Annotated in this window: 21 protein-coding genes; 12 read left to right on the top strand and 9 right to left on the bottom strand. The window is 71.6% G+C overall.

Features of this window, described 5'->3' with window-relative positions:
• Positions 1-42 precede the first annotated feature (42 nt).
• From OHA17_RS05525 to OHA17_RS05495, 7 genes are all read left to right on the top strand, one after another.
• On the top strand, positions 43-2,142 hold the full coding sequence (locus OHA17_RS05525; protein WP_406504552.1) for an alpha-galactosidase: 2,100 nt from the start codon (positions 43-45) through the stop codon (positions 2,140-2,142).
• Positions 2,143-2,410: 268 nt separating this feature from the next.
• A complete protein-coding gene (locus tag OHA17_RS05520; RefSeq protein WP_406504550.1) occupies positions 2,411-3,439 on the top strand; it encodes a hypothetical protein in 1,029 nt (342 codons plus the stop codon).
• A gap of 62 nt (positions 3,440-3,501) precedes the next feature.
• Entirely contained in the window at positions 3,502-3,918 is a 417-nt protein-coding gene (locus tag OHA17_RS05515; protein WP_053724386.1) for a hypothetical protein, read from the top strand.
• Positions 3,915-5,831, top strand: coding sequence for a GMC family oxidoreductase (locus OHA17_RS05510; RefSeq protein ID WP_406504548.1), 1,917 nt, complete (start codon positions 3,915-3,917; stop codon positions 5,829-5,831). Before OHA17_RS05515 ends, OHA17_RS05510 begins: the two co-directional genes overlap by 4 nt.
• Positions 5,828-7,642 (top strand): peroxidase family protein, encoded by a 1,815-nt coding sequence (locus tag OHA17_RS05505; RefSeq protein ID WP_406504546.1) that lies wholly within the window; start codon positions 5,828-5,830, stop codon positions 7,640-7,642. The genes OHA17_RS05510 and OHA17_RS05505 overlap by 4 nt, the downstream gene beginning before the upstream one ends.
• 13 nt (positions 7,643-7,655) lie before the next feature.
• Positions 7,656-8,627, top strand: coding sequence for a patatin-like phospholipase family protein (locus OHA17_RS05500; protein WP_406504544.1), 972 nt, complete (start codon positions 7,656-7,658; stop codon positions 8,625-8,627).
• Positions 8,628-8,950: 323 nt separating this feature from the next.
• Complete coding sequence (locus tag OHA17_RS05495; protein ID WP_406504542.1) at positions 8,951-10,189, top strand: peptidase S8; 1,239 nt, start codon at positions 8,951-8,953, stop codon at positions 10,187-10,189.
• A 56-nt stretch (positions 10,190-10,245) separates the two neighbouring features.
• On the opposite strand, the gene OHA17_RS05490 is transcribed toward OHA17_RS05495, so the two are convergent.
• The gene (locus OHA17_RS05490) at positions 10,246-11,424 is read right to left on the bottom strand and encodes an erythromycin esterase family protein (protein ID WP_406504540.1); all 1,179 of its coding nucleotides are present in this window, start codon (positions 11,422-11,424) and stop codon (positions 10,246-10,248) included.
• Positions 11,425-11,639: 215 nt separating this feature from the next.
• On the opposite strand from OHA17_RS05490, the gene OHA17_RS05485 reads away from it, so the two are divergent.
• Positions 11,640-12,431 (top strand): SGNH/GDSL hydrolase family protein, encoded by a 792-nt coding sequence (locus OHA17_RS05485; RefSeq protein WP_053724115.1) that lies wholly within the window; start codon positions 11,640-11,642, stop codon positions 12,429-12,431.
• Positions 12,432-12,502: 71 nt separating this feature from the next.
• On the opposite strand, the gene OHA17_RS05480 is transcribed toward OHA17_RS05485, so the two are convergent.
• From OHA17_RS05480 to OHA17_RS05455, 6 genes are all read right to left on the bottom strand, one after another.
• A complete protein-coding gene (locus OHA17_RS05480) occupies positions 12,503-13,504 on the bottom strand; it encodes an NAD-dependent epimerase/dehydratase family protein (protein ID WP_406504538.1) in 1,002 nt (333 codons plus the stop codon).
• A 177-nt stretch (positions 13,505-13,681) separates the two neighbouring features.
• On the bottom strand, positions 13,682-14,950 hold the full coding sequence (locus OHA17_RS05475) for a phosphatase PAP2 family protein (protein WP_406504536.1): 1,269 nt from the start codon (positions 14,948-14,950) through the stop codon (positions 13,682-13,684).
• Between the two features lie 344 nt (positions 14,951-15,294).
• Positions 15,295-15,912, bottom strand: a complete 618-nt coding sequence (locus OHA17_RS05470; RefSeq protein ID WP_406504534.1) for a TetR/AcrR family transcriptional regulator — start codon at positions 15,910-15,912, stop codon at positions 15,295-15,297.
• Positions 15,913-15,948: 36 nt separating this feature from the next.
• A complete protein-coding gene (locus OHA17_RS05465; protein WP_406504532.1) occupies positions 15,949-16,749 on the bottom strand; it encodes a polysaccharide deacetylase family protein in 801 nt (266 codons plus the stop codon).
• Between the two features lie 162 nt (positions 16,750-16,911).
• On the bottom strand, positions 16,912-18,090 hold the full coding sequence (locus OHA17_RS05460) for a Glu/Leu/Phe/Val dehydrogenase dimerization domain-containing protein (protein WP_406504530.1): 1,179 nt from the start codon (positions 18,088-18,090) through the stop codon (positions 16,912-16,914).
• Positions 18,091-18,116: 26 nt separating this feature from the next.
• Positions 18,117-18,737, bottom strand: coding sequence for a GNAT family N-acetyltransferase (locus OHA17_RS05455; protein ID WP_406504528.1), 621 nt, complete (start codon positions 18,735-18,737; stop codon positions 18,117-18,119).
• Between the two features lie 70 nt (positions 18,738-18,807).
• Between OHA17_RS05455 and OHA17_RS05450 the strand changes: the two genes are divergently transcribed.
• Positions 18,808-19,257 carry a PPOX class F420-dependent oxidoreductase gene (locus OHA17_RS05450; RefSeq protein WP_406504526.1) on the top strand — a complete coding sequence of 150 codons (450 nt, stop codon included), beginning with the start codon at positions 18,808-18,810 and terminating at the stop codon, positions 19,255-19,257.
• Between the two features lie 86 nt (positions 19,258-19,343).
• A complete protein-coding gene (locus tag OHA17_RS05445) occupies positions 19,344-20,543 on the top strand; it encodes an MBL fold metallo-hydrolase (protein ID WP_406504524.1) in 1,200 nt (399 codons plus the stop codon).
• Between the two features lie 149 nt (positions 20,544-20,692).
• Here the strand turns inward: OHA17_RS05445 and OHA17_RS05440 are convergent, their stop codons facing one another.
• Together OHA17_RS05440 and OHA17_RS05435 are read right to left on the bottom strand one after the other, a co-directional pair.
• Positions 20,693-21,235, bottom strand: coding sequence for a hypothetical protein (locus OHA17_RS05440; protein WP_406504523.1), 543 nt, complete (start codon positions 21,233-21,235; stop codon positions 20,693-20,695).
• A gap of 88 nt (positions 21,236-21,323) precedes the next feature.
• Complete coding sequence (locus OHA17_RS05435; protein ID WP_406510637.1) at positions 21,324-22,898, bottom strand: Na+/H+ antiporter; 1,575 nt, start codon at positions 22,896-22,898, stop codon at positions 21,324-21,326.
• 393 nt (positions 22,899-23,291) lie between these two features.
• Here OHA17_RS05435 and OHA17_RS05430 point away from each other — a divergent pair, with 393 nt between their 5' ends.
• Positions 23,292-25,724 (top strand): ATP-binding protein, encoded by a 2,433-nt coding sequence (locus OHA17_RS05430; protein ID WP_406510636.1) that lies wholly within the window; start codon positions 23,292-23,294, stop codon positions 25,722-25,724.
• A gap of 130 nt (positions 25,725-25,854) precedes the next feature.
• A complete protein-coding gene (locus tag OHA17_RS05425) occupies positions 25,855-26,649 on the top strand; it encodes a DUF4118 domain-containing protein (RefSeq protein ID WP_406504521.1) in 795 nt (264 codons plus the stop codon).
• Positions 26,650-26,962: the final 313 nt, after the last annotated feature.

Below are 26,962 nucleotides of genomic sequence, written 5' to 3'. Positions count from 1 at the left end.
CACCCCGATGCTGTGCGTACGTGTGCGGATCTGGGGGTCGAGATGATGGAGATCGGTGACAACGGACGCCTTTGGGTGCTCTCCGGGCGGACCAGCAGTTATGCGCTGCACCTCACGGACCAGGACGAGCTTCTGCACCTCCACTGGGGCCCCCGCATCTCGCTGGAAGCCGCGGCAGCACTGGCCCACGAGCCGCTGGCACCCCACTGGCCCTTCGAGTCCCGCACGGACGGACTGGAGGAGTACCCGGTGGAGAGCGGCCCCCGCTTCGTGCGCCCCGCGCTGTCCGTACGTGCGGGAGAGGCGCGGGGCACCGGGTGGGACTTCACGGGCTCGGACATCGACGGCGACGAACTGAAGCTGTACTTCACCGACCCCGTGAACGGGCTCGCTCTCACCCTGCACTACCGGATGCGCGACGACTTCGACGTGGTCGAACGCTGGGTGACCGGGACCAATCAACTGGCCGATGGGGCAGGGGAGTTGGAGTTGCTGCGCGCCGACGCCGCCACCTGGACGCTCCCCGAGCGCGACGGCTGGCGCCTCTCCCAACTGCACGGCCGCTGGGCCGCCGAGTCCCGTCTCGTACGCTCCGGACTCACCCCCGGCGAGAAGCTGCTCGGCAGCCGGCGCGGGCACACCGGGCACCAGCACCTGCCCTGGGTCGCCCTCGATGCCGACGGCGCCGCGACGGAGGAGAGCGGAGAGGTGTACGGGTGCGCGCTCGGCTGGTCGGGGTCCTGGCGCATCGCCGTCCAGCACCTGCCCGACGGACGGGTGCAGATCAACGGCGGTGCGGGGTACGACGATTCCGGCCTGATGCGGCTCGCGCCCGGCGAGTCGTACACCTCGCCCGTGTTCGCCGGGCTGTGGAGCGGCGCCGGGTTCGGTGGTGCGAGCCGGCAGTGGCACGCCTGGCAGCTCGCCCATGTGATCCCGCGCGCCGGACAGCCACGGCCGGTGCTCTACAACTCCTGGGAAGCCACCCTCTTCGACATCTCCGAGGACCAGCAGCGCGCCCTCGCCCAGCGGGCGGCCGACCTGGGCGTCGAACTGTTCGTGGTCGACGACGGCTGGTTCGGCGCCCGCACCCACGACGCCGCCGGGCTCGGCGACTGGACCCCCAACCCGAGCCGCTTTCCCGGCGGGTTGAAGCCGCTCGCCGACGAAGTGCACGGCCTGGGCATGCAGTTCGGTATCTGGGTCGAGCCCGAGATGGTGAACCCCGACAGCGATCTCTACCGTGCCCACCCCGACTGGGTGCAGTTCCAGCCCGGCCGCGCCCGAACCGAGTTCCGCAACCAGCTCGTCCTGAACCTCGCCCGCAAGGACGTGCAGGACCATCTGTGGGAGCAGCTGGACGGCCTGCTCTCCAGCGCGCCCGTCGACTACGTCAAGTGGGACTTCAACCGCTGCTTCACCGATGCCGGCTGGCCGGGCGAGCCGTATCCGCAGAAGCTGTGGGTCGAGCATGTGCACGCGTTCTACGCGCTGGTGGACCGGCTGCGCGCCGCCCACCCCCACGTCGCCTTCGAGTCCTGCTCGGGCGGCGGCGGACGCATCGATCTCGGGGTGCTCTCCCGCACCGACCAGGTGTGGACCTCCGACAACACCGACCCCCTCGACCGGCTCGCCATCCAGCACGGCTTCAGCCAGCTGCACCCCGCCCGGGTCATGGCCGCCTGGGTGACCGACAGCCCCAACACCCAGCTCAACGGCCGGGTCAGCAGCCTGCGCTTCCGCTTCGTCAGCGCGATGGCCGGGGTGCTCGGCGTGGGCGGCGACCTGACCCGCTGGAGCCCGGCCGAACTCGCCGAGGCGCGCGACTGGGTGGCGCTGTACAAGGAGATCAGGCCGGTCGTGCAGCTGGGCGCCCAGTACCGGCTGCGGGCACCCGAAGGCGGGCTCGGCGCCGTCCAGTACACCCGGGGCGACGACACCGTCGTACTGGCCTGGCTCCAGGCCCAGCACTACGGGGAGCCGCCGCCCGCCGTCCGGCTGCGCGGGCTCGATCCGGCCGCCTCCTACGCGTGCCCGGAGACCGGGACCGTATACAGCGGGGCCGTGCTGCTCCACCGGGGGCTCGTCACCGGCCTTCGCGGGGACCTGGATGCCGCCGTGTTCCGGCTGCGCAGGACGTGAGAGCGCTCTCGCGCGCCCTGTGTGACGTGACTCGGCCATGAACAGCCTTGGCGCGTGAGGCAGTTGGGGCTTGGAGGCGTGGCGTTCGCCGGCCCGGCGGCGCGGCCGGTGCCCGGCGCGCCCCGGCCGCCAGCGCCGGTCCCGGTTGTTGTACGCCGATGCAAATAGCGGCCCGAGATCGAACAACAGGCCCGAAACTGGCATATCCCGCCCACCTGGTGCCGAGTAGCGTCGCTGCTCCCCGCCCACGGTTGGGAGGAGCCGGACCATGTCCGATCCCCGGCAGTACGAGAAGTACGAACAATATGAGGGAGGGAGCCCGGAGGCCGAGCGCAAGGTCTTCGAGGAGCTCGCCCAGCGCATCGTACGGATCCAGCGCATCAACCAGGACACCGGTCAACTGCCCGGCCCCGACCGGGCGTTCCACGCCAAGACGACCCTCGCCCTCGACAACGCCCGGGTGCGCTTCCACACCGATCTGCCGCTGAGCCTGCGCGAGGGCTTCGTGCAGCCCGGCGCCGAGTACCCGGCGATCGTGCGGTACTCGAACGCGGCCGGAGTCCCGGCCGCCGACGCCGCGCAGGACCTGCGGGGCATCGCCCTGCGCATCGTCGTCGGCGACGACGAACGGCACGACCTCCTGATGCTCAACACGCCCGCGTCGCACGCCGCCAACGCCCGCGAGTTCGTCGAGTTCGCCGAGGTCATGGCGGGCGCGAGCGGCACCGCGCAGGTCGCCTACCGCTTCCTGGTGAAACTGCCGCGCGCGGTCGGCAGGCCGGCCGCGACGCGGATGCGCAAGACCCTCCAGAAGGCCGTCGCGCGCAAGATCGGCAGCCTCTCCCAGGAGCGGTACTGGAGCCAGGCCTCGATCCTGTGGGGCGACGCCGGACCCGTCCAGTACCAGCTGCGGCCCAGCCCCGGCGGCCCCCCGGCGCCCAAGCCGGACCGCGCCGACCGGGACCGGCTGCGCACCGAACTCGCGGCCCGGCTGCGCGAGCGGGACGTCGTCTACGAGCTGTGCCTGCAGCGCTTCGCGGACGAGGCCACCACCCCGGTGGAGAACGCCTCCGTGGAGTGGTCGGAGGGAGTGGCGCCGCCCGTGCCCGTCGCCACGCTCACCCTCCCGCGCCAGGACCTCGACTCCAACGAGGCGGCGGCCGTCACGCGCCGCATAGAGCAGCTCGTCTTCACGCCATGGCGCACCACGGACGCCTTCCGGCCGCTCGGCAACCTCAACCGCTCGCGCGACGCCGCCTACGGGGCGAGCAGCGCCCGCAGGCTCGGCCAGGAGTAGGAGCCGCGGCCCGCACCCGGCCGCCCCGCCAACGACCCGAACCGCCTCGATGGGAGTGGACCATGCCGAAGAAACGCGCATCGGCCGCAGCGACCAGCACCGCCCGGCCCGCGGCCCTGTACGGCCTCGCCGGGATCCGGCTCCTGAACGGGGCGGCCGGGCTCATCGCACCCGCCCTGCTCATCCACCGGCTCGACCGCGCGTCCGAACCCAACCCCGCGGCCGTGTACGCCTTCCGGCTCTTCGGGATCCGCACCATCCTGCTGGGCCTCGACCTGCTCACCAACCGCGGCGAACGCCTGGAACAGGACCTCCGCGAGGGTGTCCTCATCCACGCCTCCGACACCCTGACCGCCGCCATGCTCGGCATCAAGGGCCTGCTCCCGCCCCGCACCGCGGCGATGACCACACTGATCTCCGCGACCAACACGGCGCTCGCGGTGAGCGCGCTCGGCAATGGGGCCAAGGAGAAGAAGTGACGGGCGCGGACTACGACTACATCGTGGTCGGCGCGGGAGCCGGCGGCGGCCCGCTCGCCGCGAACCTGGCCGAGGCCGGCATGAAGGTGCTCCTCATCGACGCGGGCGGCGAGCACGAGAACGACAACTACCTGGTGCCCGCCTTCCACGGGGACGCCTCCGAGGACCCGGTCCAGTGCTGGAACTACTTCGTGCGCCACTACGCGAACGAGGAGCAGCAGCAGCGCGACACCAAGGTCGTCGCAGGAAAGGGCGTCCTCTATCCGCGGGCGGGAGCCGTCGGCGGCTGCACCGCGCACCACGCGATGATCACGGTCTATCCCTACAACCGGGACTGGGACGCCATCGCGGAGGCGACCGGCGACCAGTCCTGGCGGGCCGAGGCGATGCGCGGCTACTTCGAGCGCATCGAGCGCTGCGGCTACCGCCCCCGGCCCAAGCGCCTGCCCGCCAACCCGCTCCTGGCCGCCGTCCTCAAGGCGCTCCCGTTCGTCTCCGACCGCTATCTGAACCGTTCGCGGCACGGCTTCGACGGCTGGCTGCCGACCCATCTCGCCGACCCCGCCCTGATCATTCAGGACCAGCAGCTCCTCAAGGTCATCCTCACCGCCGCCGAGGGCGAGCTCGCCGACTTCCTGGGCCGCCCGCTCTCGCCCCTCGAAGGCCTGGGCGCGGTCGTCGACCCCAACGACTGGCGGGTGCAGACCCTCGGACTCGAAGGACTGTGGCAGATCCCGCTGTCGACCGAAGGAGGCCGGCGCAGCGCGGCCCGCGACCGCATCCGGGCGGCCCGCACCACCCACCCCGACAACCTGACCGTCCGCACCGACGTCCTCGTCACCCGCGTGCTCCTCGACGACGCGGGGGCGGCCGCCGGAGTGGAGTTCATCGACACCGCCCGGGCCTACCGCGCGGACCCTTCGGCCTCGTACGAGCCCCAACTCCCGCCCCTGGTACGGATGGCAGCCCGCCGCGAGGTGATCCTGTGCGCGGGCGCCTTCAACACCCCGCAGCTGCTCATGCTCTCCGGCATCGGGCCGCGCCAGGAGCTGGAGCGGCACGGCATCCCCGTACGCCTCGACCTCCAGGGCGTCGGCGGCAACCTCCAGGACCGCTACGAGGTGGGCGTCGTCAGCCGCATGGCGAAGGACTTCCCGATCGTCGAGGACTGCACCTTCCACGCGCCCGAGCCCGGTGCCACCCCCGACCGCTGCTACCGGGCCTGGCAGCGCGGCGAAGGGCTCTACACCACCAACGGCTCGGTCATCGGGATCACCCGCAAGTCCCGGCCCGGCCTCGACGCGCCCGACCTGTTCCTGTTCGGGTTCCCCGCCGACTTCCGCGGCTACTACCCGGGTTACTCCCAGGAGAACCTGCGCCATAAGGACCGGTTCACCTGGGCGATCCTCAAGGCGCACACCCACAACAGCGGGGGAGCGGTGCGCCTTCGCTCGGCCGACCCGCGCGACACCCCCGTGGTGAACTTCCACTACTTCGCCGAAGGCACCGACAAGGACGGCGTCGACCTGGAGGCGATGACGGACGCCGTCGAGTTCGTCCGCGGCATGAACCGCCGCGCCGGCGAGTGCGTCAGCGAGGAACTCTGGCCCGGAAAGGGCATCAACTCCCGTGACCAGGTGCGGAGTTGGGTGCAGGACGAGGCCTGGGGGCACCACGCCTCGTGCAGCTGCCCGATGGGCGCCGACGGGGACCCCGCGGCCGTCGTCGACAGCCGGTTCCGGGTGCGCGGCGTCGACCGGCTGCGCATCGTGGACGCCTCCGTCTTCCCGCGCATCCCCGGCTTCTTCATCGCCACCCCGATCTACATGATCAGCGAGAAGGCGAGCGACGTGATCCTCGCCGACGCGCCACCACCTCTGCCCCAAGGACAGCCCCAAGGGGGGATCCGATGAGCTCGTACCGCACCTCGTTGCCGTGGCGAATCGTCGTAGGCATCGCGGACTACCTGGACGCCAGGATCGGCTGGGACAAGCTGCCGCTCCCACTCGGCCTCGGCACCCTCCTCGGGCTGCGCGTCCGCTACCGCCAGGAGAACCTGCACGACACCAACAAGATCCCCGCGGTGAACGTGCCCGAACCGGTGCCGCCCAAGGACTCGTTCAAGGTCAACCGCACCGCCGACGGCAGCTACAACGACCTCGGTCAGCCCCGCATGGGCATGGCGGGCACCCGCTTCGGCCGCAACATCCCGCTCGACAAGATCGCCTCGGCGACCCCCGCCGAGGTCCTCTCCGAGCCCAACCCGCGCAAGGTCAGCCGCGAACTGCTCACCCGCGACACCTTCATCCCGGCCGACTCGGTCAACTCCCTGGTGGCCGCCTGGCTCCAGTTCATGGTCCGCGACTGGTTCAGCCACGGCCCCAGCCCCACCGACCGTCCCTGGACCGTGCCGCTCATGGACGACGACCCGTGGCCCGAGCAGCCCATGCAGATCATGCGCACCCCGGACGACCCCACCCGCGACCCGCACGCCCCGGCCGGCACCCCCGACACGCGCGTCAACGTCTTCTCGCACTGGTGGGACGCCTCCCAGATCTACGGCAGCACCGAGGACGAGCAGCGCGCCATGCGCACCGGCGAGCTCGGCAAGCTCCACCTGTGGGACGACGAGCGGATGCCCTTCCCCTCCGACCCCGCCAAGGACCCCTCGCGCGTGCCCGGCTTCTGGCTCGGACTCGCCCTGATGCAGGGCCTGTTCACCCGCGAGCACAACGCGATCTGCGACCACCTGCACGCCGCGTACCCCGAGTGGGACGACGAGGAACTCTTCGAGCGGGGCCGGCTGATCAACGCCGCCCTCCTCGCGAAGATCCACACCGTGGAGTGGACCCCGGCCGTCATCAGCCACCCGACCACGGTCACCGCGCTGCACACCAACTGGTGGGGCCTGGCCGGGGAACGGGTCCACGACCTGTTCGGCCGGATCAGCAAGTCCGAGGTCGTCAGCGGCATTCCCGGCGGCGAGACCGACCACTACGGCGTGCCGTACGCGCTCACCGAGGAGTTCGTCGCCGTCTACCGGATGCACCCGCTGATCCGTGACGACTGGGAGCTGCGCGCCGCCAACGACAACACCACCCTGCGCAACGCCTCGTTCCGCGACATCGCGGGCCCCGAAGCCCTCAAGGTCCTCGGCTCGATCTCCACCACCGACCTCCTCTACAGCTTCGGCACGCTCCACCCGGGGCTCGTCACCCTGCACAACTTCCCGAAGTTCCTCCAGGAATACGAGCGCCCCGACGGCCACTTCCAAGACCTCGCCGCCACCGATATCCTGCGCTCCCGCGAACTCGGCGTCCCCCGCTACAACGAATTCCGCCGGCTGCTGCGCCTGAAGCCCGCCGAGCGCTTCGACGACCTGACGGACAACCCGCAGTGGGCGAAGCAGATCGCGAAGGTGTACGAGGGCGACATCGAGAAGGTCGACCTGTCGGTCGGCATGTTCGCCGAGAAGCTCCCCAAGGGATTCGCGTTCAGCGACACGGCCTTCCGCATCTTCATCCTGATGGCGTCCCGGCGCCTCAACAGCGACCGCTTCTTCACCGAGTACTACACCCCCGAGGTGTACTCGAAGGCGGGCCTGAAGTGGATCGACGACAACAGCATGATGACCGTGCTGCTGCGCCACCATCCCGAACTGCGCACCGCGCTCAGCGGTCTCAAGAACGCGTTCGCGCCGTGGAACGTCGCCGGTCGGGAGTGAAGGGGGCGTCGCGATGACCAACGGTGGACGCAAGGCCGACGTCGTCCTCGAAGGCGGCGGCGTGCGGGGCCTGGGAGCGGCGGGCGCCGTCATCCGCCTCCTGGAGGACGGCTACACCTTCCCGCGCGCGGCCGGCACCTCGGTCGGCGCCATCGCTGCGGCGCTGGTCGCCGCCGGGGTGGGCGCCAAGGAGCTGCGCGGCATCATGGACCGGCTCGACCTGAGCCGTATCCCGGACCGCGCCCTGCCCGGGGTGCCGTTGGTGAGCGAGGCCGTGGCCCTGCTCGGCACGCGCGGCGCCTACCGCGGGGACTGGATCAGGGAGTGGATCGAGGAGGAGCTCGCCGAGCTCGGCGTCTCCACCTTCGCCGATCTGCGCGCCGACGATCCGGGCGCCGACGCCGACCTGGCCGACGACCAGAAGTACAAGCTGGTCGTGATGGCCACCGACGTCACACGCGGACGGCTGCTCCGACTGCCGTGGGACTACCACCTGTTCGGGCTGAAGGCGGAGGAGCAGAAGGTGGCGGACGCCGTCCGCTGCTCGCTGTCGATCCCGTTCTACTTCCGGCCGTGCGCCCTGACCAATCCGGTCACGCAGGAGTCCTCGGTGATCGTGGACGGCGGCATCCTGTCCAACTTCGCGGTCGACATCTTCGACCGCACGGACGGCAAGAAGTCGCGCTGGCCGACCTTCGGCGTGCGGATCATCCCCGACCTGCCGGCCGGGATCGCCAACCTCGCGCCGATCGCCGCGCGCGTCATGTGGCCGCCGCTGACGCTGCTCGAACAGGTCGTCACGACGGCCCTGGTCGGCCGCGACCAGACATCCCTCGACCGGCCCGGGGTACGCGACCGCACCATGGCGGTCGACTGCGCCGGCGTCGGCATCACCGACTTCCGCATCGACGCGGAGGCCCGGGACGCCGTCGTCGAACAGGGCCGTAAGGCGGCCGGGGAATTCCTGGGACGCTGGAAAGGCTGACGCAAGCCCGAATTGCGTGCCATAGTGGGAAGCGACCCCTCATCTCCCGTAAAGAGATGGGGGGTTCGTCCATGAGCGGGACATGGTGTGACCGCCGGACCTGATCTCTTCACCCCTCCCTCACGCGGGGCACACTTGCGCACATAGGCAATAGACAGCCTTTGCCTTGGGGTGCCTGTCAACTGGTGTTGTCCGTAGGTACGTTCATGAGTGCCCCCACTCTTCGTGGTGGCAGTCTCCAAACGTCAGCTTGTCATGCACTCGACGTTTCTTCGCGTCCCGTCCGTCCCAGGGCAGGACGATCCCCCCATGGAGGAAGAACCGTGCAACACATACGAACCTCCAGGTTCGGACAGCGAACCGGCGGCGCCTCGGCGCTCCTTTCCCTGCTCGCGCTCGTCACCGGCGGTCTGCTCGCCGCGGCCCCCACAGCCGCCGCCCAGCAGGCCAACGACCCAGCCTCCAACGTCAAGCAGCTGTGTGCGACGGCCAAGCCGGGCCAGATGCACTGCCTCGCCCTCGAACGTACGGACATCAAGCAGCACAGAGGCATCACCGCCGACGCCGCACCCTCCGGCCTCGGCCCCGCCGACCTCCAGAAGGCCTACAACCTCCCGGCGAGCGGTGGTTCCGGCGCGACGGTGGCGATCGTCGACGCGCAGGACGACCCGAACGCCGAGTCGGACCTGGCCACCTACCGCTCGCAGTACGGACTGCCCGCCTGCACCACCGCCAACGGCTGCTTCAAGAAGGTCGACCAGAACGGCGGGTCCAACTACCCGACGGCGGACGCCGGTTGGGCCGGTGAGATCTCGCTCGACGTCGACATGGTCAGCGCCGCCTGCCCGCAGTGCCACATCCTGCTCGTCGAGGCCAACTCCGCGAACATGGACGACCTGGGCGCCGCGGTGAACCGCGCGGTGACCATGGGCGCGAAGTTCGTCTCCAACAGCTACGGCGGCAGCGAGGACGCCTCCGACACCACCGCCGACAGCAAGTACTTCAACCACCCGGGCGTCGCCATCACCGTCTCCTCCGGCGACAGCGGCTACGGCGTCGAGTACCCGGCGGCCTCCCAGTACGTCACCGCCGTCGGCGGCACCTCGCTGAAGAAGGACAGCAGCACGCGCGGCTGGTCCGAGTCGGTCTGGGGCTCCAGCTCCGGTGGCGACGGCGCCGGTTCCGGCTGCTCGGCCTACGACCCGAAGCCGTCCTGGCAGAAGGACACCGCCTGCGCCAAGCGAGCCGTCGCCGACGTCTCCGCGGTCGCCGACCCGGCCACCGGCCTCGCGGTGTACGACAGTTACCAGGCGAGCGGCTGGAACGTGTACGGCGGCACCAGCGCCTCGTCGCCGATCATCGCGAGCGTGTACGCCCTGGCCGGCGCACCCGGCGCGAGCTCCACTCCCTCGTCCTTCCCCTACGCCCACACCGGCTCGCTGAACGACGTCACCTCCGGCGCCAACGGCAGCTGCAGCAACTACCTGTGCAAGGCGGGTACGGGCTACGACGGCCCGACCGGCCTCGGCACTCCGAACGGCACGGCGGCCTTCACCGGCTGACCGATCCAGTGAGAGGGGGCCGTCGCATCGCGGCGGCCCCTTCGGCCGTCCCGGGGTCACGGCAGCCAGCGGAGCGGCGACACCTGGCGGATGTGAACGAGTACGTCGAAGGCGTCGGCGAGCGAGTCGACCGCGAGGTACCCGGTGGCGTCGCGGGACGGGTCGTAGACGCCACTGATGACACGGGCCTTCGCGGGACCGTCCCACTGACTGCGGACGTCGTCGAGGCGCAGGTCCAGCCAGTGCGCGGGCAGATCCACCTCGCCGAGCCGCGCGTCGATCAGGTCGTCGGCCGGTTCCACCACGGTGACCAAACCGAGGTCCCCGTGGTGGAAGCCGATCGCCACGGACACGTACCGGGAGCCGTACTGCCCCCGGAGCAGGCTGCCGACGGTGGGCTGTGGGCCGCGCTCGGGCGCCATGCCCAGGACCGTCTCGGCCGCCGACGTGTGCGCGATGCCGTCCCAGTAGACGGTGCGCAGACCGGTCCGCCGCTGGAACTCGCTGATGACTTCGCCCCAATCCCTGGCCTCGCCTGCGTAGTTGCCCCGCCCGGCGACGCTGTGTTCGTGGAAGTCCACGATCAGCCGCATCCGCGCCAGGATGTCGTCGTGCGTTCCGGCGCCGGGCAGTGGCCGGATCAGCGCGAGCGCGTCGCGGGCATGCTCGGCGAAGGGACGTCCCGGGTGGATTCCCCGGGCGCGCTGGACGTGCTCATCGGTCCGGTGCGCGGTCCGGATCGGGTCCAAGTGGTCCGCCAGCTCCGCAAGCCGCTCGGGGGCCGACTCCCGGACGTGGTCCAGGACGGCGTCGTAATCCTCCGGCCCCGCCTGCACGGGCTGCACACCGAAGATCCGTGCGGGGTCGTGCGGGTGGTCCCGGTTGAACTCCCGTATCCACTCCAGCGACGCGGCCAGCTCGACGGTGCGCTGGGGGCGCCAGGCGTGGTCGAGCGCGGCCGCGGCCGAGCCTTCGCCGCCCCGCACGTAACGGTCGAGCTCGGCGCCGACACCGGCACTGTCCTGTACGGCGAGCGCCCGGAACCCGTGGTGCCGGACCAGCCGGCGGAAGAGCTGGTCCCGTATGCCGAAGGTCTCCCGGGAGAAGCGCGTGGACTCCCCGATGCCGACGACCGCCGCCGCATCACCGGCAAGTCGCTCGGCCAGCTCGTCGAGCGAGGCGTCGGAGAGGGGGAGGGAAGGGATCGAAGCCTGGGAAACCGCGGTGTTCGTCATGCCGCTCAGCCTCCAACCTGAAGTCCGATTGAGGTCAAGGGCCGGCCTGCTGGAGTGTCCGTACGGAGTGAACACCCGCGCCCCGCCGGACAGTTGTGGGTGCGACTCCGGCCTATTCCCGTACCTGGGAAACTGACCGGGTGGTCTATATCACCCCCCGTCAACCCCTCCCTACGGTGGCGTAGGTCACTTGCGTGGGTGAAGGATAAGCACTCGTGGCAGACGATTCGAGATCATTCAGCAGCGGCACGTTCGGGTCGTACACGGCGATCGGCGACAGCTTCACGGAGGGCGTCGGTGACCCCGGCCCGGACGGGACGTTCGTCGGCTGGGCGGACCGGTTCGCAGTGCTGCTCGCAGACCAGCGGCCGGAGGGGTCCTTCCGCTACGCCAACCTCGCGGTCCGGGGCAAGCTCCTCGACCAGATCGTCGAGGACCAGGTGCCCAGGGCCAAGGAGCTCGCTCCCGACCTGGTGAGCTTCTGCGCGGGCGGCAACGACATCATCCGGCCCGGCACGGACCCCGACGAGGTGGCCGAACGCTTCGAGCGGGCCCTTGCCGACCTGAAGCCGGCCGTCGGCACCGTCATGGTGACCACGGGCTTCGACACCCGGGGCGTCACGCTGCTCCGCCACCTGCGGGGCAAGATCGCGACGTACAACGGGCACGTGCGGGCCATCGCGGACCGCTACGACTGCCCGGTGCTCGACCTCTGGTCGCTCAAGTCCGTCCAGGACCGGCGGGCCTGGGACGGCGACCGGCTGCACCTCTCCGCCGAGGGGCACACCCGGGTCGCACTGCGCGCCGCCCAGGTGCTCGGGCTCGACGTCCCGGCCGACCCGGACCAGCCGTGGCCCCCGCTCCCGCCGCGGGGCACCCTTGAGGTGCGGCGCGACGACATCCACTGGGCGCGCGAGTACCTCGTGCCGTGGATCGGGCGGCGGCTGCGCGGCGAGTCCTCGGGCGACGAGGTCTCGGCCAAGCGCCCCGACCTGCTGCCCCTCTGACGAACCATCAGGCCTGACGGAGCGTCATCGGGTGGCGCGGTCAGGCCTGTTGGGTCGCACGGTCTGTGGCGCTACGCGGACGGTCGGCCGGCCAGCACCTTCGCCTCGGTATCCGGGTCGAGGCCGACCAGGGGGCGGTCCGGGCGCTGGGGCGCGGTCCCGCCGATCGAGCGGAGCCAGGCCCAGGTGTCGGCGACCGTCTCCTCGACGGGGCGGCACCGCAGCCCGGCCCCGACCGCCTTCGCCACCGCTGTGCCGTGGATCTTGTCGTGCAGCTCGCCGGGCGGAAGCCACACCGGCAGCTGCTGCCACGGCTGGATGCCGGCCGCGAGGATCGGCTCGGGGTCGGTCCAGCGCAGCACGGCCCGGTCGCCGGTGACCCGCACGCAGGCTTCGAGGAGCGTGCCCATCGTGGCGTGCCCCGGCGGGCTGACGACGTTGTACGGGCCGCTGAGGCCGGCCTCGGCCGCGTCCAGGGTCCACTCCGCGAGGTCGCGGCAGTCGATGTACTGGATGCCCAGATCGCGCGGGCCCGGCGCGAGCATGTCGCCGCCGCGTGCGGCGCGGTCCAGCCACCAGGGCAGTCGGCCGATGTTCTCCCACGGGCCGAGGATCAGCCCGGCGCGCACCAACAGGGCCCGGTCCGCGCCGAATTCGCGGATCGCGGCCAGTTCTCCGCCGCGCTTGGCCTGCGGATAGGCCACCTCGCCCGCCTCGTCGGCACAGCCGTCCACCAGCGGCGCGTCCTCGCCCGCGCCGGCCGGCGCCGTCTCGGGATACACCGAGCGGCTCGACACGTAGATGTACCGCCCGGCTCGCCCGGCGAGCAGCCGGGCCGCGTCGCAGACGGCGGCCGGGGCGTGCGACCACGTGTCGACGACCACGTCCCACTCGCCGTCCGCGAGCGCCGCGAGGCCTTCGGGGGAGGTGCGGTCGCCGTGCAGCGAGGCCACCCCCGCAGATGGTTCGTGCCGCCCGCGGTGGAAGACCGTCACCTCGTGCCCGCGTGCCAGCGCCGCCTCGGTGACGGCCCGGCCGACGAATTCCGTTCCGCCCAGCATCAGCAGTCTCATGATCGCCACTCTGCCCGCTGGGGGAGAGGCCGGGAAAGGCTGCTTGCTCTCGGCGTAATCCCGTGAACCGGGAACCTTCACCGTGCCCCCCGGCACAGTGAAGGTCTTCGCCCGCACACGTTCAGCTTCCCGTCCCCTGGCGGTCGGCGCTCGGCCCACCACCCGCAGCAGGATGACTCAGACGAGTTCGGGCTGCAGCTCCGGCTGCCGCGCCGGTGCGACCTGCGGCTCCCACAGCTTGGTCGTCCGTACGAAGCCGTAGATCACCGAGACCATCGCAAGGACGAGAAGGGGGCCGAACACCCACGGATGATCGGCCATCTGCACCGGCAGATAGCGATAGGACACCAAGAGCGCGGTGAAGACGACCGTGCCGTAGGCGACCAGCTGGATTCCGGCCCGGTCCCAGCCACGCGCGAGCGAGCGCAGAGCCGCCTCGATCGTGAGCGCGAAGACCACGCCCGCGATGATGTCGGTGCCGTAGTGATAACCGAATCCCAGCGTCGCGCCCAGCGTGGCGATCAGCCAGAAAGCGCCCGCTATACGCAGGATCAGCGGGCCCTTGCGGGAATGGATGAAGATGGTGGTGGCCCACGCGGTGTGCAGGCTGGGCATGCAGTTGCGCGGGGTGAATTCGTTGAATCCCATGTGGTGCGGGGCACCGCCCGGCGGGGTGTTCGGCCACAGGTTGGCCACCGCGAAGTGTCCGCCGTCGGCGCCGTAGGCGAAGATCGGTCCGACCACCGGGAAGATCATGTAGATGGCCGGCCCGAGCAGGCCGATCACCAGGAAGGTGCGCACCAGGTGGTGGGCCGGGAAGCGGCGCTCGGCCGCCACGTTGCGCAGCTGGTACAGCGCGACGATGACCGCGGCCACGGCGAGCTGGATGTATACGTAGTCGAGGACGTGCGCGCCGATCGAGCCGGTGGCGTTGACGATCCGGCCCGCCACCCAGGACGGGTCGCCCAGCGCGTGATCGGCGGTCGCCACGTACTGGTCGAGCACCGTCGGGCGGGTCTTCGAGGTGATGAGCAGCCAGGTGTCGCCGGTCTTGCGGCCGGCCACCAGCAGGAGGCCCAGCCCGACGCCCTTCAGGAGCAGCATGCGTTCCTGCCCGGTGCGGCGCGTGATGGCGATGACCGTGCAGCCCAGCATCACCCACAATGCGCCGTTGCCGAACATCATCTTGGCGTCGACTGCCCACCGCACCAGAAAGAAGATGACGTCGATACCGATCGCGGCACCGATCGCGATAAAGCGTTCCCGCCAGGTGAGCACCACCATCATCAACGCCATACTGGCGTACAACAGCGGCCCCGACTTGGGCGCGAATATCACCTCTTTCGCCTGATTGGTCATCGGCCCGGGCAGGCCGTAGTGGTGGGCGGCAATCTCCAACGCGATGAGGAATCCGAGGGCCACCACACCTGCCGCGGCCCACAGCATCACCCGTGGTTGACGCCATGCAACTGTAATTCTGCTATTTATTCGCGATATCAATTGTCTGGCCGATTTGTTAGACGCCGATTTGTGAGACGTTGACTAAGCGAGTCACTCTTCGTGGTCGATTGCATGGTTTCCGTGAAGGGTGGACGCTATGGGCGATCATCTGAGTCGGATCATGTTATCGGAGTGGCGCGAGTGGTTTTTACGAGGGTGTGGGTGGATTTCGCCAGTCCTGCACGGCGCGGTGGCCGGGCGATCCCGTGCCGTGTCGACGCAGGGCACGGCGCCACCGTGTGACGGCGAGGAGAGATCCGCGGCGGATGCCCGGCGCCGGGTGACCGCGTTCAGCGGGTAGTGGTCAACGCAGCGCGGGCCACGCCGAGTTCGCGGGCCAGTGCCTCGTCCGCCCACTCCAGCATGGCCGTCCGTCCCAGCGAGCCCGGGTACGAGATCATCTGCACGGCCAGTCCGTCGAGGAGGGCGGTCAGCCGCCAGGCCGCGCCCGCCGGGTCCGCGCAGCCGAATTCTCCGGCCGCCGCGCCCTCCGCCATCACCTCGGTCAGCGCGGCCTTCCACCGCTGATCGAGGCCGTGCGCCACCTCGCGCAGCGCGGGGTCGCGGAGCGCGGCCGCCCAGCCCTCGATCCACAGCCGCCAGCCCTTGGCCGGCCCGGTCGGCGCGTACCAGCGCACGGCCGCCCGCAGCCTGCGCAGCGCGCTGGTGCGGCGCCCGAGGATCTTGTGCAGCTGGGCCAGATCGTCCTCGGCGGCATGGGCGAAGGCCGCCGCGACGAGCTTCTCCTTCGTCGAGAAGTGGTACAGCACCAGGGCGTTGCTCACGCCGAGCGAAGCGGCGACATCGGCGATCCGTACGGCGGCGACGCCGCGCGACTCGATCTGCTCGACTGCGGCCCGCAGCAGTTCCTCGCGCCGTTCCGCCACGCCCAACCGCACTCTGGCCATGGGCCGACCCTACACACGGGCCTGAGGGGTCGAGGGTTACGGCCGGTAGACGGTGCCCGGCTGTGCGGTGCCGGGCGCGAGCAGCCGCGGGACGGTCACGAAGGTGTATCCGCGCCTCTTGAGCTCGTCGATGATGCCCGGGACGGCGGGCACCGTGCCGTCGTAGATGTCGTGCAGCAGGATGATCCCGTCGCGCCCGGCCTGGTCGGGTATCCGCTTCTGGATCAGGGCGCTGTCGGTGGTCGCGTAGTCCTTGGCGGTGGCGCTCCACAGCACCTGGGAGAGCCCGAGCTCTTTGCTGACGTCCGTGACCTCGCCGTCGGTGCGGCCCTGCGGCGGACGCATCAGTGTTGGCTCGCGGCCGGTCAGGGCCTTGATCGCCTGTTGGGTGCGACCGAGTTCGGAGCGGATCTCGGCCGGCTTCAGCTGATCGAGGCGGCGGTGCGTCCAGGTGTGGTTGGCGATCTCGTGGCCCTCGGCGGCGGCCCTGCGGACGGTGTCCGGGTAGGTGTCCACGTGGTTCTTGCCGAGCAGGAAGAAGGTGGCGGGCACCTTCTTCTCTCTGAGGATGTCGAGGAGCCGGGGCGTGTGCGGCCCCGGCCCGGCGTCGAAGGTCAGGGCGATGCACTTGGCCTTGGCGCAGTCCACGGAACCCGGGGCCTCGGCCGCGTTGAGGTGGGCCTTGGCGTCGGACGCCTTGACGCCGGCCTGCCCGCGCGCCTCCCTGGGAGAGGTGGAGTCCTGGCCGCAGCCGGCCAGGGTCAAGGTCAGCGCGGCGGTCGTGAGCAGGCACGCGGCGGCCCGGGACCGTAGGGAACGTGAGCTGTTTCTGAGCATGGCGGTGCTCTCCCCGGTGGTGAGATTTCGCGTTCGCGACCCTCGGGGGAGGATCTCCGCCGGACTATACGCGAGGTGTATACATCGAGTGTATAGTGGGGCGCGAGGTGGCTGGAATGGGGCCCGTGGGGATGCGGGGGAGGTGCCGCCGAGGCGGCCCCGTCAGCGATACGTGCCGAACCGCTCCGTGATGACGGGCAGTGTCTCTGCCGCGAGGGCGTGGGCGGCCGCGCGCGGAGTCGTCCCGTCGCCGTCGGCGCGTATCAGCATCCGCTCGACGAGGCCTCGCATCGCGCGCCGGGTGTGGGCGAAGGCCTCGTCCGCGTCCGCGCCCAGGTCGCCGAACAGCGTCCACCACCACCAGGCGTTGGTGGCGGAGTTGACCACGACGTCCGGCAACACCGTGACGCCGCGCCCGGCGAGCAGTCGCTCGGCCTCCACGAGCACCGGCATGTTCGCCGCCTCGACGATCCAACGGGCCGTGATCCGGGCCTGGTTGAGGCTGTCGATCGCGTACGAGACCGCCGCCGGGACCAGCACCTCCGCGTCGACGGCCAGCCAGTCCCCGCCGGGCAGTTCGCGGTCCGAGGGCCCAAGGGCCGAGCGGTCGACGGCCCCGTGCGCGTCGCGCGCGGCGAGCAGCGCCTCCACGTCGAGGCCCTCGGGGTTGGCGACCGTGCCCTTGATGTCGGCCACCGCGACGATCTTCAAGCCGGCCCGGGAAAGGAACCGGGCGGTGGCGCCGCCCATGGTGCCGAACCCCTGCACCGCGACGCGCGTCCCGTCGTACGCGGTGCCGTTACGGTCCAGGGCGGTCAGGACCGACTCGGCGACCCCGCAGCCGCCGACCAGTTCGTCAAGGCCGATCCCGTCGACTTGCACGGCGAAGGCATCGGAGAGACGCCGCCTGGCGGCCGCTTCGTCGTCGAGCAGCGGATAAACCGCCTGAACGGTGGAGACGAGGCCCGCCTCCGCGGCCGCCCGGTCGACGAGGTCCTGGCTGAGGCCGAGATCCTCGCCCGTCGTCCAGAAGCTCTCGATGTACGGGCGCATGGCACGCAAGTAGCGGACCAGCACGCCGTACGCCTCCGGGTGCCGGGGATCGCAGTCGATGCCGCCCTTCGCGCCGCCGAGCGGGATGTAGTGGCTCCGCGGGTCGTAGTGCAGGGCCTCCTTCATCGTCATGCCGCGGGCGAGCCCGGCGACCTCCTCCTGGGTGCACCCGGGCCGCATGCGCAGCCCGCCGCTGGACACACCGCGAATCAGCCGGTCGATGACGAGGTGGCCGCGGCGGCCGGTGACGTGATCGGTCCAGGAGAGCGCGACGAGAGGAGGAGTCATGCCGCGCACCCTAACTGAACGATGAGTCAGTACGGGAGCGTGCCAAGGTCGGCTCCGTCCGGCCAGGGGTCGCCCGCCACCCGGGCGTGCAGGTGCTCGTCGTGCCACCCGTCGGCGTGCAGCAGCGCGCTGCGCATCGTGCCCTCCAGGGCGAATCCGGCCCGCTGTGCCACCCGGCACGACGCCGGGTTCCCCACCGAGTGCGAGATCCGCAGCCGGTGCAGCCCGAGCTCCTCAAGGGCCCACCGGCTGACCCGCAACGTGGCGTCGAGCACGGCGCCCCCGCCCCGGCCGGACGGCAGCAGCCAGTACAGGAACTCCGCGCTGCCGCCCCGCAGGTCGAGATCGCCGAGCCCGATCAGGCCCACCGCCCGGTCGTCCTCGCGCCGCGAGATCGCCCAGACCGCCGCGGCCTCCTCGGTCCAGCGCTGCCCCCAGCGGGCGACCTTCTCGCGGGCGGTGTCCGGCGTCAGCGCCTCGGGCCGGTTCCACTGCACGATCTCCGGATCCAGGCACGAGGCCACCAGAACGTTCGCGTCGGACTCCCGCCAGGGGCGCAGCTCACGCCCGCCGGGCAGGACGAAGGAGGGCTGCTGCTGCCGGGCCAGCCGGCCGGCGGGCACCACGGGAGGTATCGGAGTGATCATCCCCGCATCATGGCAGGCGCCGCCGGGCGGCTCCGGGGAATCCGGCCGCCCGCATCCGCGTTCCACAGCCATGACGGCATTCGAGGCACCTCAGGAAGCGCTGCTGAAACTGGTCGCCGAGCAGGACGGCGGCGTCCTGGTCACCCTGAAGCGGGACGGCCGGCCCCAGCTCTCCAACGTGAACCACGCCTACTACCCCGACGAGGGCGTCATCAAGGTGTCGCTCACCGACGACCGGGCCAAGACGAAGAACCTGCGCCGCGACCCCCGCGCCAGCTACCACGTGACCAGCGAGGACCGCTGGGCGTGGACGGTGGCGGAGGGGACCGCCGACCTCACCCCGGTCGCCGCCGACCCGCACGACGACACGGTCGAGGAATTGGTCACCCTCTACCGGGACGTACGCGGCGAGCACCCCGACTGGGACGAGTACCGCAAGGTCATGGTCCGCGACCGGCGCCTGGTGCTGCGGCTGCGCGTGGAGCGGGCGTACGGCCAGCCGCGCCAGGACGGGGCCTGACCGGCCGGCGCCGCCTCGACGGTCCCGGCAAGGTGCCTCCGCGACGGATGCACATAATAGAAATACCCCGAGCCCCAGGAGGTGCCGTGACCGGCGCTGGATCTCTGCTTCCCCTGCGTTCCAGACTCCGCGAGCTGCGGCCCGACGCGTTCGGCGCCGACCCGGCAGGGGAGCGAATGGCTCGCATCCGCCGCTCGCCGAACTTCGCGGACGGCGTGTTCCAGAACCCCGAGGGCGCGCGCACCCGGCCATCGGGCTCGACCCTGGAGTTCGCGAAGCAGTTCTTCGCGAAGGAGCAGCGCGTACGCCGCGCGCCCACCGGCACCGTCCCGGTCCACCCGACCACCCTCGCCGACATCGCGAAGCCGCCCGCCACCGGGCTGCGGCTCACCTGGATGGGGCATTCGAGCGTGCTCGCCGAGATCGACGGGCGGCGCGTCCTGTTCGACCCGGTGTGGGGCGAGCGCTGCTCCCCCTTCGCCTTCGCCGGACCCAAGCGGCTGCACCCCGTCCCGCTGCCGCTGGCCTCGCTCGGCCCGGTCGACGTCGTCGTCATCTCCCACGACCACTACGACCACCTCGACCTGCCCACCATCCGCGCCCTGGCCGGAACCGGCACGGTGTTCGCGGTGCCGCTCGGCGTCGGCGCCCACCTGGAGCACTGGGGCGTGCCCGCCGAGCGGATCCACGAGCTGGACTGGAACGAGTCCGTCAAGGTCGACGGGATCACCCTCACCGCGACCCCGGCCCGCCACTTCTGCGGCCGCGGCCTGCGCAACCAGCAGCACACGCTCTGGGCGTCCTGGGCGGTGACCGGTCCCGAGCACCGGATCTACCACAGCGGTGACACGGGCTACTTCGGCGGCTTCGAGGACATCGGCGCGGAGCACGGCCCGTTCGACGCCACCATGATCCAGATCGGTGCTTACTCCGAGTACTGGCCCGACATCCACATGACGCCCGCCGAGGGCCTGCGCGCCCACCTCGACCTCCAGGGCGGCGCCCCGCACGGCGTGATCATGCCGATCCACTGGGGCACCTTCAACCTCGCCCCGCATGCCTGGGCCGAGCCCGGCGAGTGGACCAAGGACGCCGCCGAGGAGGCCGAGCAGCCGGCCGCGTTCCCCCGCCCCGGCGAGCCTTTCGAGCCCGCGGGCCGGCTGCCCGTGACCCCTTGGTGGCAGCCGCTGTCCGCGCCCCTCGCCCACCCGTGGCGCGTCCCCGAGGGCCCGGCCGTCACACCGCCGGTCCCGGTGGGCGAGCTGGATCTGGCGGGGGAGCGGTGAGGTGAAGCAGCGTTCCGACCGCCGGCGGTAGGCGGCAGAGCCCGCCGCGCTACAGGCTGCTGTTGAGCGCGGGCGGCGGATGGGGCGTCCTCGGGGCGACGTGCACCCTGCCTCCCCTCCGCTGGGTCGTACGTACCGGGAGGAAGCGGCTACTCGATGCCGGAGACCTTGAACACGGTGCGGGCCGTCTCCTTGTCGATACGGGACGCCATCTGCCGCAGCGCCGTCTCGCCGCAGCGGAGCAGGCCTCCCTGGACGCTGGTGCGGGCATCGGCGTCCAGGACGTGCCACAGCGGGGGATTGGCGATGAGTACCTTCGGGTCGAGCTCGGCCCGGTTGCCGTCGGCGTCGCGCAGCACCAGGCGCTGCGCGACGCCGTTGGACCAGCGCACCGAGACCAGCCGGTCGGTGCGTACGGTGCGCTCGCCGAACAGGGTCCGGGAGACCAGGCGGCCCCGGCCCGCCGACACCCGGGCCGGCCACAGGACCAGGAGCAGGAGGACGCCCAGGCTCAGCCACAGTGCGGCGCGCAGGTCGGTGAGGGTGTCGGCCACTGCGTCGACTGTCACCAGCAGGGCGCACAGCAGGGCCGCGTACCCCACGGCCGAGCGGGTCTCGCCCGCCCAGGTCGTGTCGTGCGCGAGCGGCGCCGCCCGGTCTCCCGGCGCGGCCCGCGTCGTCCGTCTTCTCATGCCGGGACCGTAAGGGCACGAGGCACGGATGTCGTGGTGCGACGGCCAGTCTTGATGGGCGTCTGACGACTTCCTGACGCTGGGGAGGTCAGGCATCCGCGAGCCGGGCTTCCTCCAGGTCGAGTGAGCGCTGGAGGCGACGCCGGGTGGTCTCGCTTATGCGGTGGTCGTCGTAGAGGCGCTGGAGCTCGGCGGCCTCCTCCACGATCAGATCGCGGCGCAGCTGGCGGTAGACGTGGTCGGCGGTCTCGGTGCGGCCGCTGGCGCCGTCGGTGTCGTCGAGGCGTTCGCGGGCGTGCTCCCGGCGGGCGAGGAGGGCGCGGCGGAGCCGGTCGGCGACCACGTCGGGGACGGCCTCCAGCTCGGCGATCTCCTCCAGGCGGCGCAGCCCGGCATCGGCGAGGCTGAGCCGGGCCTCGGCCTCCTCGCGTTCGGTGTGGTCCGGTTCCAGCGCTATGCCGGAGCGGCGGACCACGGACGAGAGGGAGAAGCCCTGCACGACGAGCGTCACCACGACCACGGCCGTGGTGAGGACCAGGACCAGGGGGCGTCCGGCGAGCCTGCTGCCGTCGGGGGTGACGACGGGGATGGAGAGTGCGGCCGCCAGCGGCATGACGCCCCGGGTGCCCGCCCAGGAAAGGACCACGGGGACCCGCCAGTTGGTCCTGGCCCGGCCGCTCCTGCGCTGGATCAGCGCGGAGAGCGGGAAGATCCACAGCATCCGGATCGCGATCAGGGTGCCGGCCAGGGCGAGTGCGTACAGCGGCCACAGCCGGTCGCCGTCGCCCAGTTCGCGGATCAGGCCGGGCAGGGAGAGCCCGATCAGGCTGAAGACCACGCTCTCCAGGAGGAAGACCACCGTGCCGTACACGGCGTGCAGTTGAAGCCGTATGCGGGAACTGGTCAGCCGGTCCGACCGGCCGCCGAGCAGCACACCCGCGACCACCACGGAGGTGACCCCGGAGGTGTGGGCGGCCTCGGCCAGCACATAGGCCGCGTACGGGGTGACGAGTGCGATCACGGTCTCCAGGACCGGTTCCTCGGTGCGCCGCCGGATCAGCGCGACGATACCGGCGGTCGCTGCTCCGATGAGGGTGCCGCCGCCCGCGAGCAGCGCGAACTCGCCGCCCGCGCCGGCCCAGGAGACGGCCGAGGCGGCGACCGCGACGCTCACCGCCACCTTGAACAGGACCAGCGAGGTGGCGTCGTTGAACAGGCTCTCGGCCTGTACGAGGACCTGGACCCGGGGCGGAAGGGCGAGACGGCGGCCGAGCGCGGTGACCGCCACCGGGTCGGTGCTGGCTAGCACTGCCCCGAGGACCAGCGCCATCTGCCAGGGCAGCGGCGTCAGTACGGACGCGACGAAACCCACCACCGCGGCGGAGGCGAGCACCAGGCCGAACGCCAGGACCCCCACCGGCTTCCACACGGCGCGCAGCTCCCGCCAGGAGATCTCCTCGGCGCTGGCGTACAGGAGCGGCGGCAGCACGACGAGGCCGATGAGCTCGGGCGTCACGTGGATCGCGGGGCTGCCCGGCAGCAGGGCCACGGTCAGACCCGCGACGACCAGGAGCGAGGGGGCGGGGATGCGCCATCGGCGGGCGCCCGTGGCCACCAGCGTGGCGAGCACCACGAGGAACAAGACCGTACCGACGCCGCGCATGCCGCCCCCAAGGACCGAACGCGGGCCCCGTCGGCCCGCGACGCCGACCAGACTTCCCGGCACACCGCCTTCACCCTACCGATGCGCTGATCATCAAGGCGACGTCAACGAAGGGGCGGGTGGCCACGGGGAGGTGTCACGGCGGGCGGTCGACCGGGTCAGGAACGTGTCAATGTCGTGCGCCCCGCGCCCTCTCCCCGGCGCCGTCCGACGATGATGCGGAGTGACACATCGGGCCCCGGCCGTGCGGGGACCCCGCGGGGCGGGGCGCGCGTACGGCGTGAGGAGGCAGGTGCTGTGGTGGTGGAGCCGGATGTCCCGCCCGGAGGGGACGCCCCGCCCGGAGGGGACGCCCCGCCCGGAGGGGGTGTTCCACCGGAGCGGCCGGGTCGGCTGAAGATCTATCTCGGGGCGGCCCCCGGGGTGGGCAAGACCTACCGGATGCTGGACGAGGCCCGGCGCCGCGCGGACCGCGGCACCGATGTCGTGGTGGCGTACGTCGAGTGCCACAAGCGCCCCCACACCCTGGCGGGGCTCGCCGGCCTGGAGGTGTTGCCCCGGGTCCAACGCGCGTACCGGGGTGGGGAGTTCGAGGAGATGGACCTCGACGCGGTCCTTGAGCGACGCCCCAGGGTGGCGGTGGTCGACGAGCTCGCCCACTCCAACATCCCCGGCGGCCGGCACGCCAAGCGGTGGCAGGACATCGAGGAGCTGCTCGCCGCCGGGATCGACGTGGTGACCGCCGTGAACATCCAGCACCTGGAGTCCCTCAAGGACGTGGTGGAGAAGATCACCAGGGTGCCGCAGCAGGAGAACGTCCCCGACGAGGTGGTGCGGCGCGCCCATGAGATCGAGCTGGTGGACATGCCCGCCCCGGCGCTGCGCCGCCGGATGGCCCACGGCAACATCTACGCGCCCGAGAAGGTGGATGCCGCCCTCGCCAACTACTTCCGGGTCGGAAACCTCACCGCACTGCGGGAGTTGGCGCTCTTGTGGGTGGCGGACAGTGTGGACGACGCGCTGCAGAAGTACCGCTCCGAGCACGGCATCGACCGGGTGTGGGAGACCCGGGAGCGGGTGGTCGTCGCCCTGACCGGTGGACCGGAGGGCGAGACCCTCATCCGGCGGGCGGCCCGGATCGCCGACCGGTCGGTGGGCGGTGACCTGCTCGCCGTGCACATAGCGCGCAGCGACGGGCTCGCCGCCGGATCCTCACCGGCCGCCCTCGTCCGGCAGCGGGCACTGGTCGAGAGCCTCGGCGGCAGCTACCACTCGGTGGTCGGCGACAGCGTCCCCACCGCACTCCTCGAATTCGCCCGCGCCGAGAACGCCACCCAGCTCGTCCTGGGCACCAGCAGCCGCGGCCGCCTGGAACGGTTCGTGACCGGGCGCGGCATAGGAGAGACGATCGTCGCCCTGTCCGGGGACATCGACGTCCACATGGTCACCCACGAACGGGCGGGCAGGGGGCGGCAGTTGCCGTCGCGTCGCCGGACCCTGTCGACCCGCCGGCTCATCGCGGGACCGGTGGCCGGCCTCGTCCTCCCCGTCCTCCTCACCCTCCTGCTCGACGGGACGAGGGACACCCTCAACCTCACCAGCGAGGCGCTGCTCTTCCTGCTCGCCGTCGTCGCGGTGGCCTGCGTGGGCGGCGTGGTGTCCGCCGTGGTCGCCTCCGTCACGGCGTCGCTGCTCCTGAACTACTGGTTCATGCCGCCGGTGGGCCAGTTCACTTTCGGCGACGTGAACAGCGTGCTTGCGACCGTGGTGTTCGCGGTGGTGGCGGGTACGGTCGCGGCCGTGGTGGACCGCTCGCTGCGGCTCTCGCGCCGCTCGGCCCGCGCGACGGCGGAGGCGGAGACCCTGTCCTCGCTCGCCGGGTCGATCGTGCGGGGCGACCGGGCGATCCCGGCGCTCCTCGAACGTACGCGGGAGACCTTCGGGATGGATTCGGCCGAGCTCACCTCCGCGCCGGTCGCCGACACGGCCGCCGTGCAGATGCCGATCGGCGAGGAGACGCACCTGGTGCTGCGCGGGCGCTCCCTGCCGTCCTCCGAACGCAAGGTGCTCGCCGCGTTCGCCGCGCACGTGACGGTGGCCGTCGAGCGGGCCCAACTGGCCGAGGCCGCCGCCGAGATCGAACCGGTCAGGGCCGCCGACCGCATGCGCACCGCCCTGCTCGCCGCCGTCAGCCACGACCTGCGCACCCCGCTCGCCGCGGGCTGGGCCGCGATCGCCTCGCTGCGCAGCCGCGATGTGGACTTCACGGACGAGGACCGCGACGAACTCCTCGCCACCGCGGACGAGTCGATGGCCCGGCTCGGCCGGCTCATCGACAACCTCCTCGACATGAGCCGCCTCCAGGCCGGCGCGCTCAACCTGAGCCTGCGGGCCACCGCCCTGGAGGAGGTGCTGCCGATGGCCCTCGACTCGCTCCCGCCCGAGTCGCCCGCGACGGACGTCCAGTGCCTGGACACCGTCCCCGCGGTCCTGGCCGACCCTCCCCTCCTGGAACGGGTCGTCGCCAACCTCCTGAGCAACGCGGCCCGGCACACGCCGCGCGGCGAAACCGTTCTGCTCACCGCGAGCACCCTCGACGACCGGGTCGAGGTACGGGTCATCGACCGGGGCCCGGGGCTGCCCGCCGAGGACCGCGAGCGCGCGTTCGTGCCGTTCCAGCGCCTCGGCGACACCGACAACACCACGGGCGTGGGCCTCGGCCTGGCCCTGGCCCGCGGCCTCACGGAGGCGATGTCCGGCACGCTCACCCCGGAGGACACACCGGGCGGGGGGCTGACGATGGTGCTGTCGTTGCCGGCGGCGTAGGGCCGCGCGGGACGCGCTCTCAGCGCTCCTCCCCGGGCGACCTCAAGGTTGCGTCAAGACAGCGGGGGCCTCGTCGGTCCGGGGAGGACTCGGGAGGATCCTGGAAGGCGGAGCACCGGAGGTGGCTGCCATGACTGCGATCACGCTCCCGAGGGCTGCCCGCCCCGCACGTTTCGCCATGCCCCTGCGTGACACCCTCGCGCTGGCCGCCGCGGTCGCGGGCCCCCTCGCGGCCGCGGGTCTGCTGGTGCCGTTCCGCACGCATGTGGCGAGCACCAATCTCGCGCTGATCCTCGTGGTGGTCGTGGTGGCGGTGGCCGCCAACGGACACCGGGGTGCGGGGGCGCTGGCCGCGCTCTCGTCGGCCGTCTGGTTCGACTTCCTCCTGACCCGGCCGTACGAACGGTTCACGATCGCCGGCGGGGACGACATCACCACCGCCGTGCTGCTGCTCGCCGTGGGCCTCGCCGTCTCGCAGCTGGCCGCCCGCGCCCGCCGTCTGAAGGTGGTCACCGTCACCGACGCCGACCACCTCGCCCGCATCCACGACACGGCCCAGCTCGCCCGGCGTACCGGGTCCGCCGCCACGGTCGTCGACCACGTCCGCGGTGAGCTCACCGACGTGCTCCACCTGGACGGCTGCCGCTTCGAGTACGGCTCGCTCCTCGGCCATCCGCCGCAGCTCGGCCAGGACGGCGAGGTGACCACGGCGCACGGCCGCTGGAGCCTGGAGCGGCGCGGCTGGCCGCAGGGCGAGACCGAACTGCGCGTGTTCGGCAACGGCCACTACTACGGCCGGTTCATGCTGCGGCCGGGGCGCGCCGACGTCGTACCGCTGCAGGCCCGTCTGGTGGCCGCGACCCTGGCCGACCAGGTGGGCGCGGCGCTGGCGGACTCGGGAACGGGCGCGGGCAAGGAGAGTTGAGCCCTGCGCGGCGCGGCTGGAAGTCGTCGCCGTCAAGGGCGCGTCAATCCGGGGCCGCTGGGCGTCAGGGCAGCGTCAACGCGGCCGGTCAAGCGAACGGTTGCCCGCCATGCTGATCTCCGCACGGGTTCGTACGAGCGGCCCGTGGCGCGAGGTTGGAGGGCGAGTGGCGATCACCGCCGGTGCCGGGCAGCGTCAGGGAGCGGGGGCCCCGACAACGACTGCCGAACCAGACCCCGCGTCGGCCGTTCGTCACGGGGGGATCCCGTCGTCCCAGGCCAGAGGGGGTCCGGGACAAGGACGGCCGAGGCGA

Source organism: Streptomyces sp. NBC_00212, assembly GCF_045206365.1.
In the GTDB taxonomy this organism is placed as follows: domain Bacteria; phylum Actinomycetota; class Actinomycetes; order Streptomycetales; family Streptomycetaceae; genus Streptomyces.
This window is presented reverse-complemented; position numbering and strand designations above follow the sequence as displayed.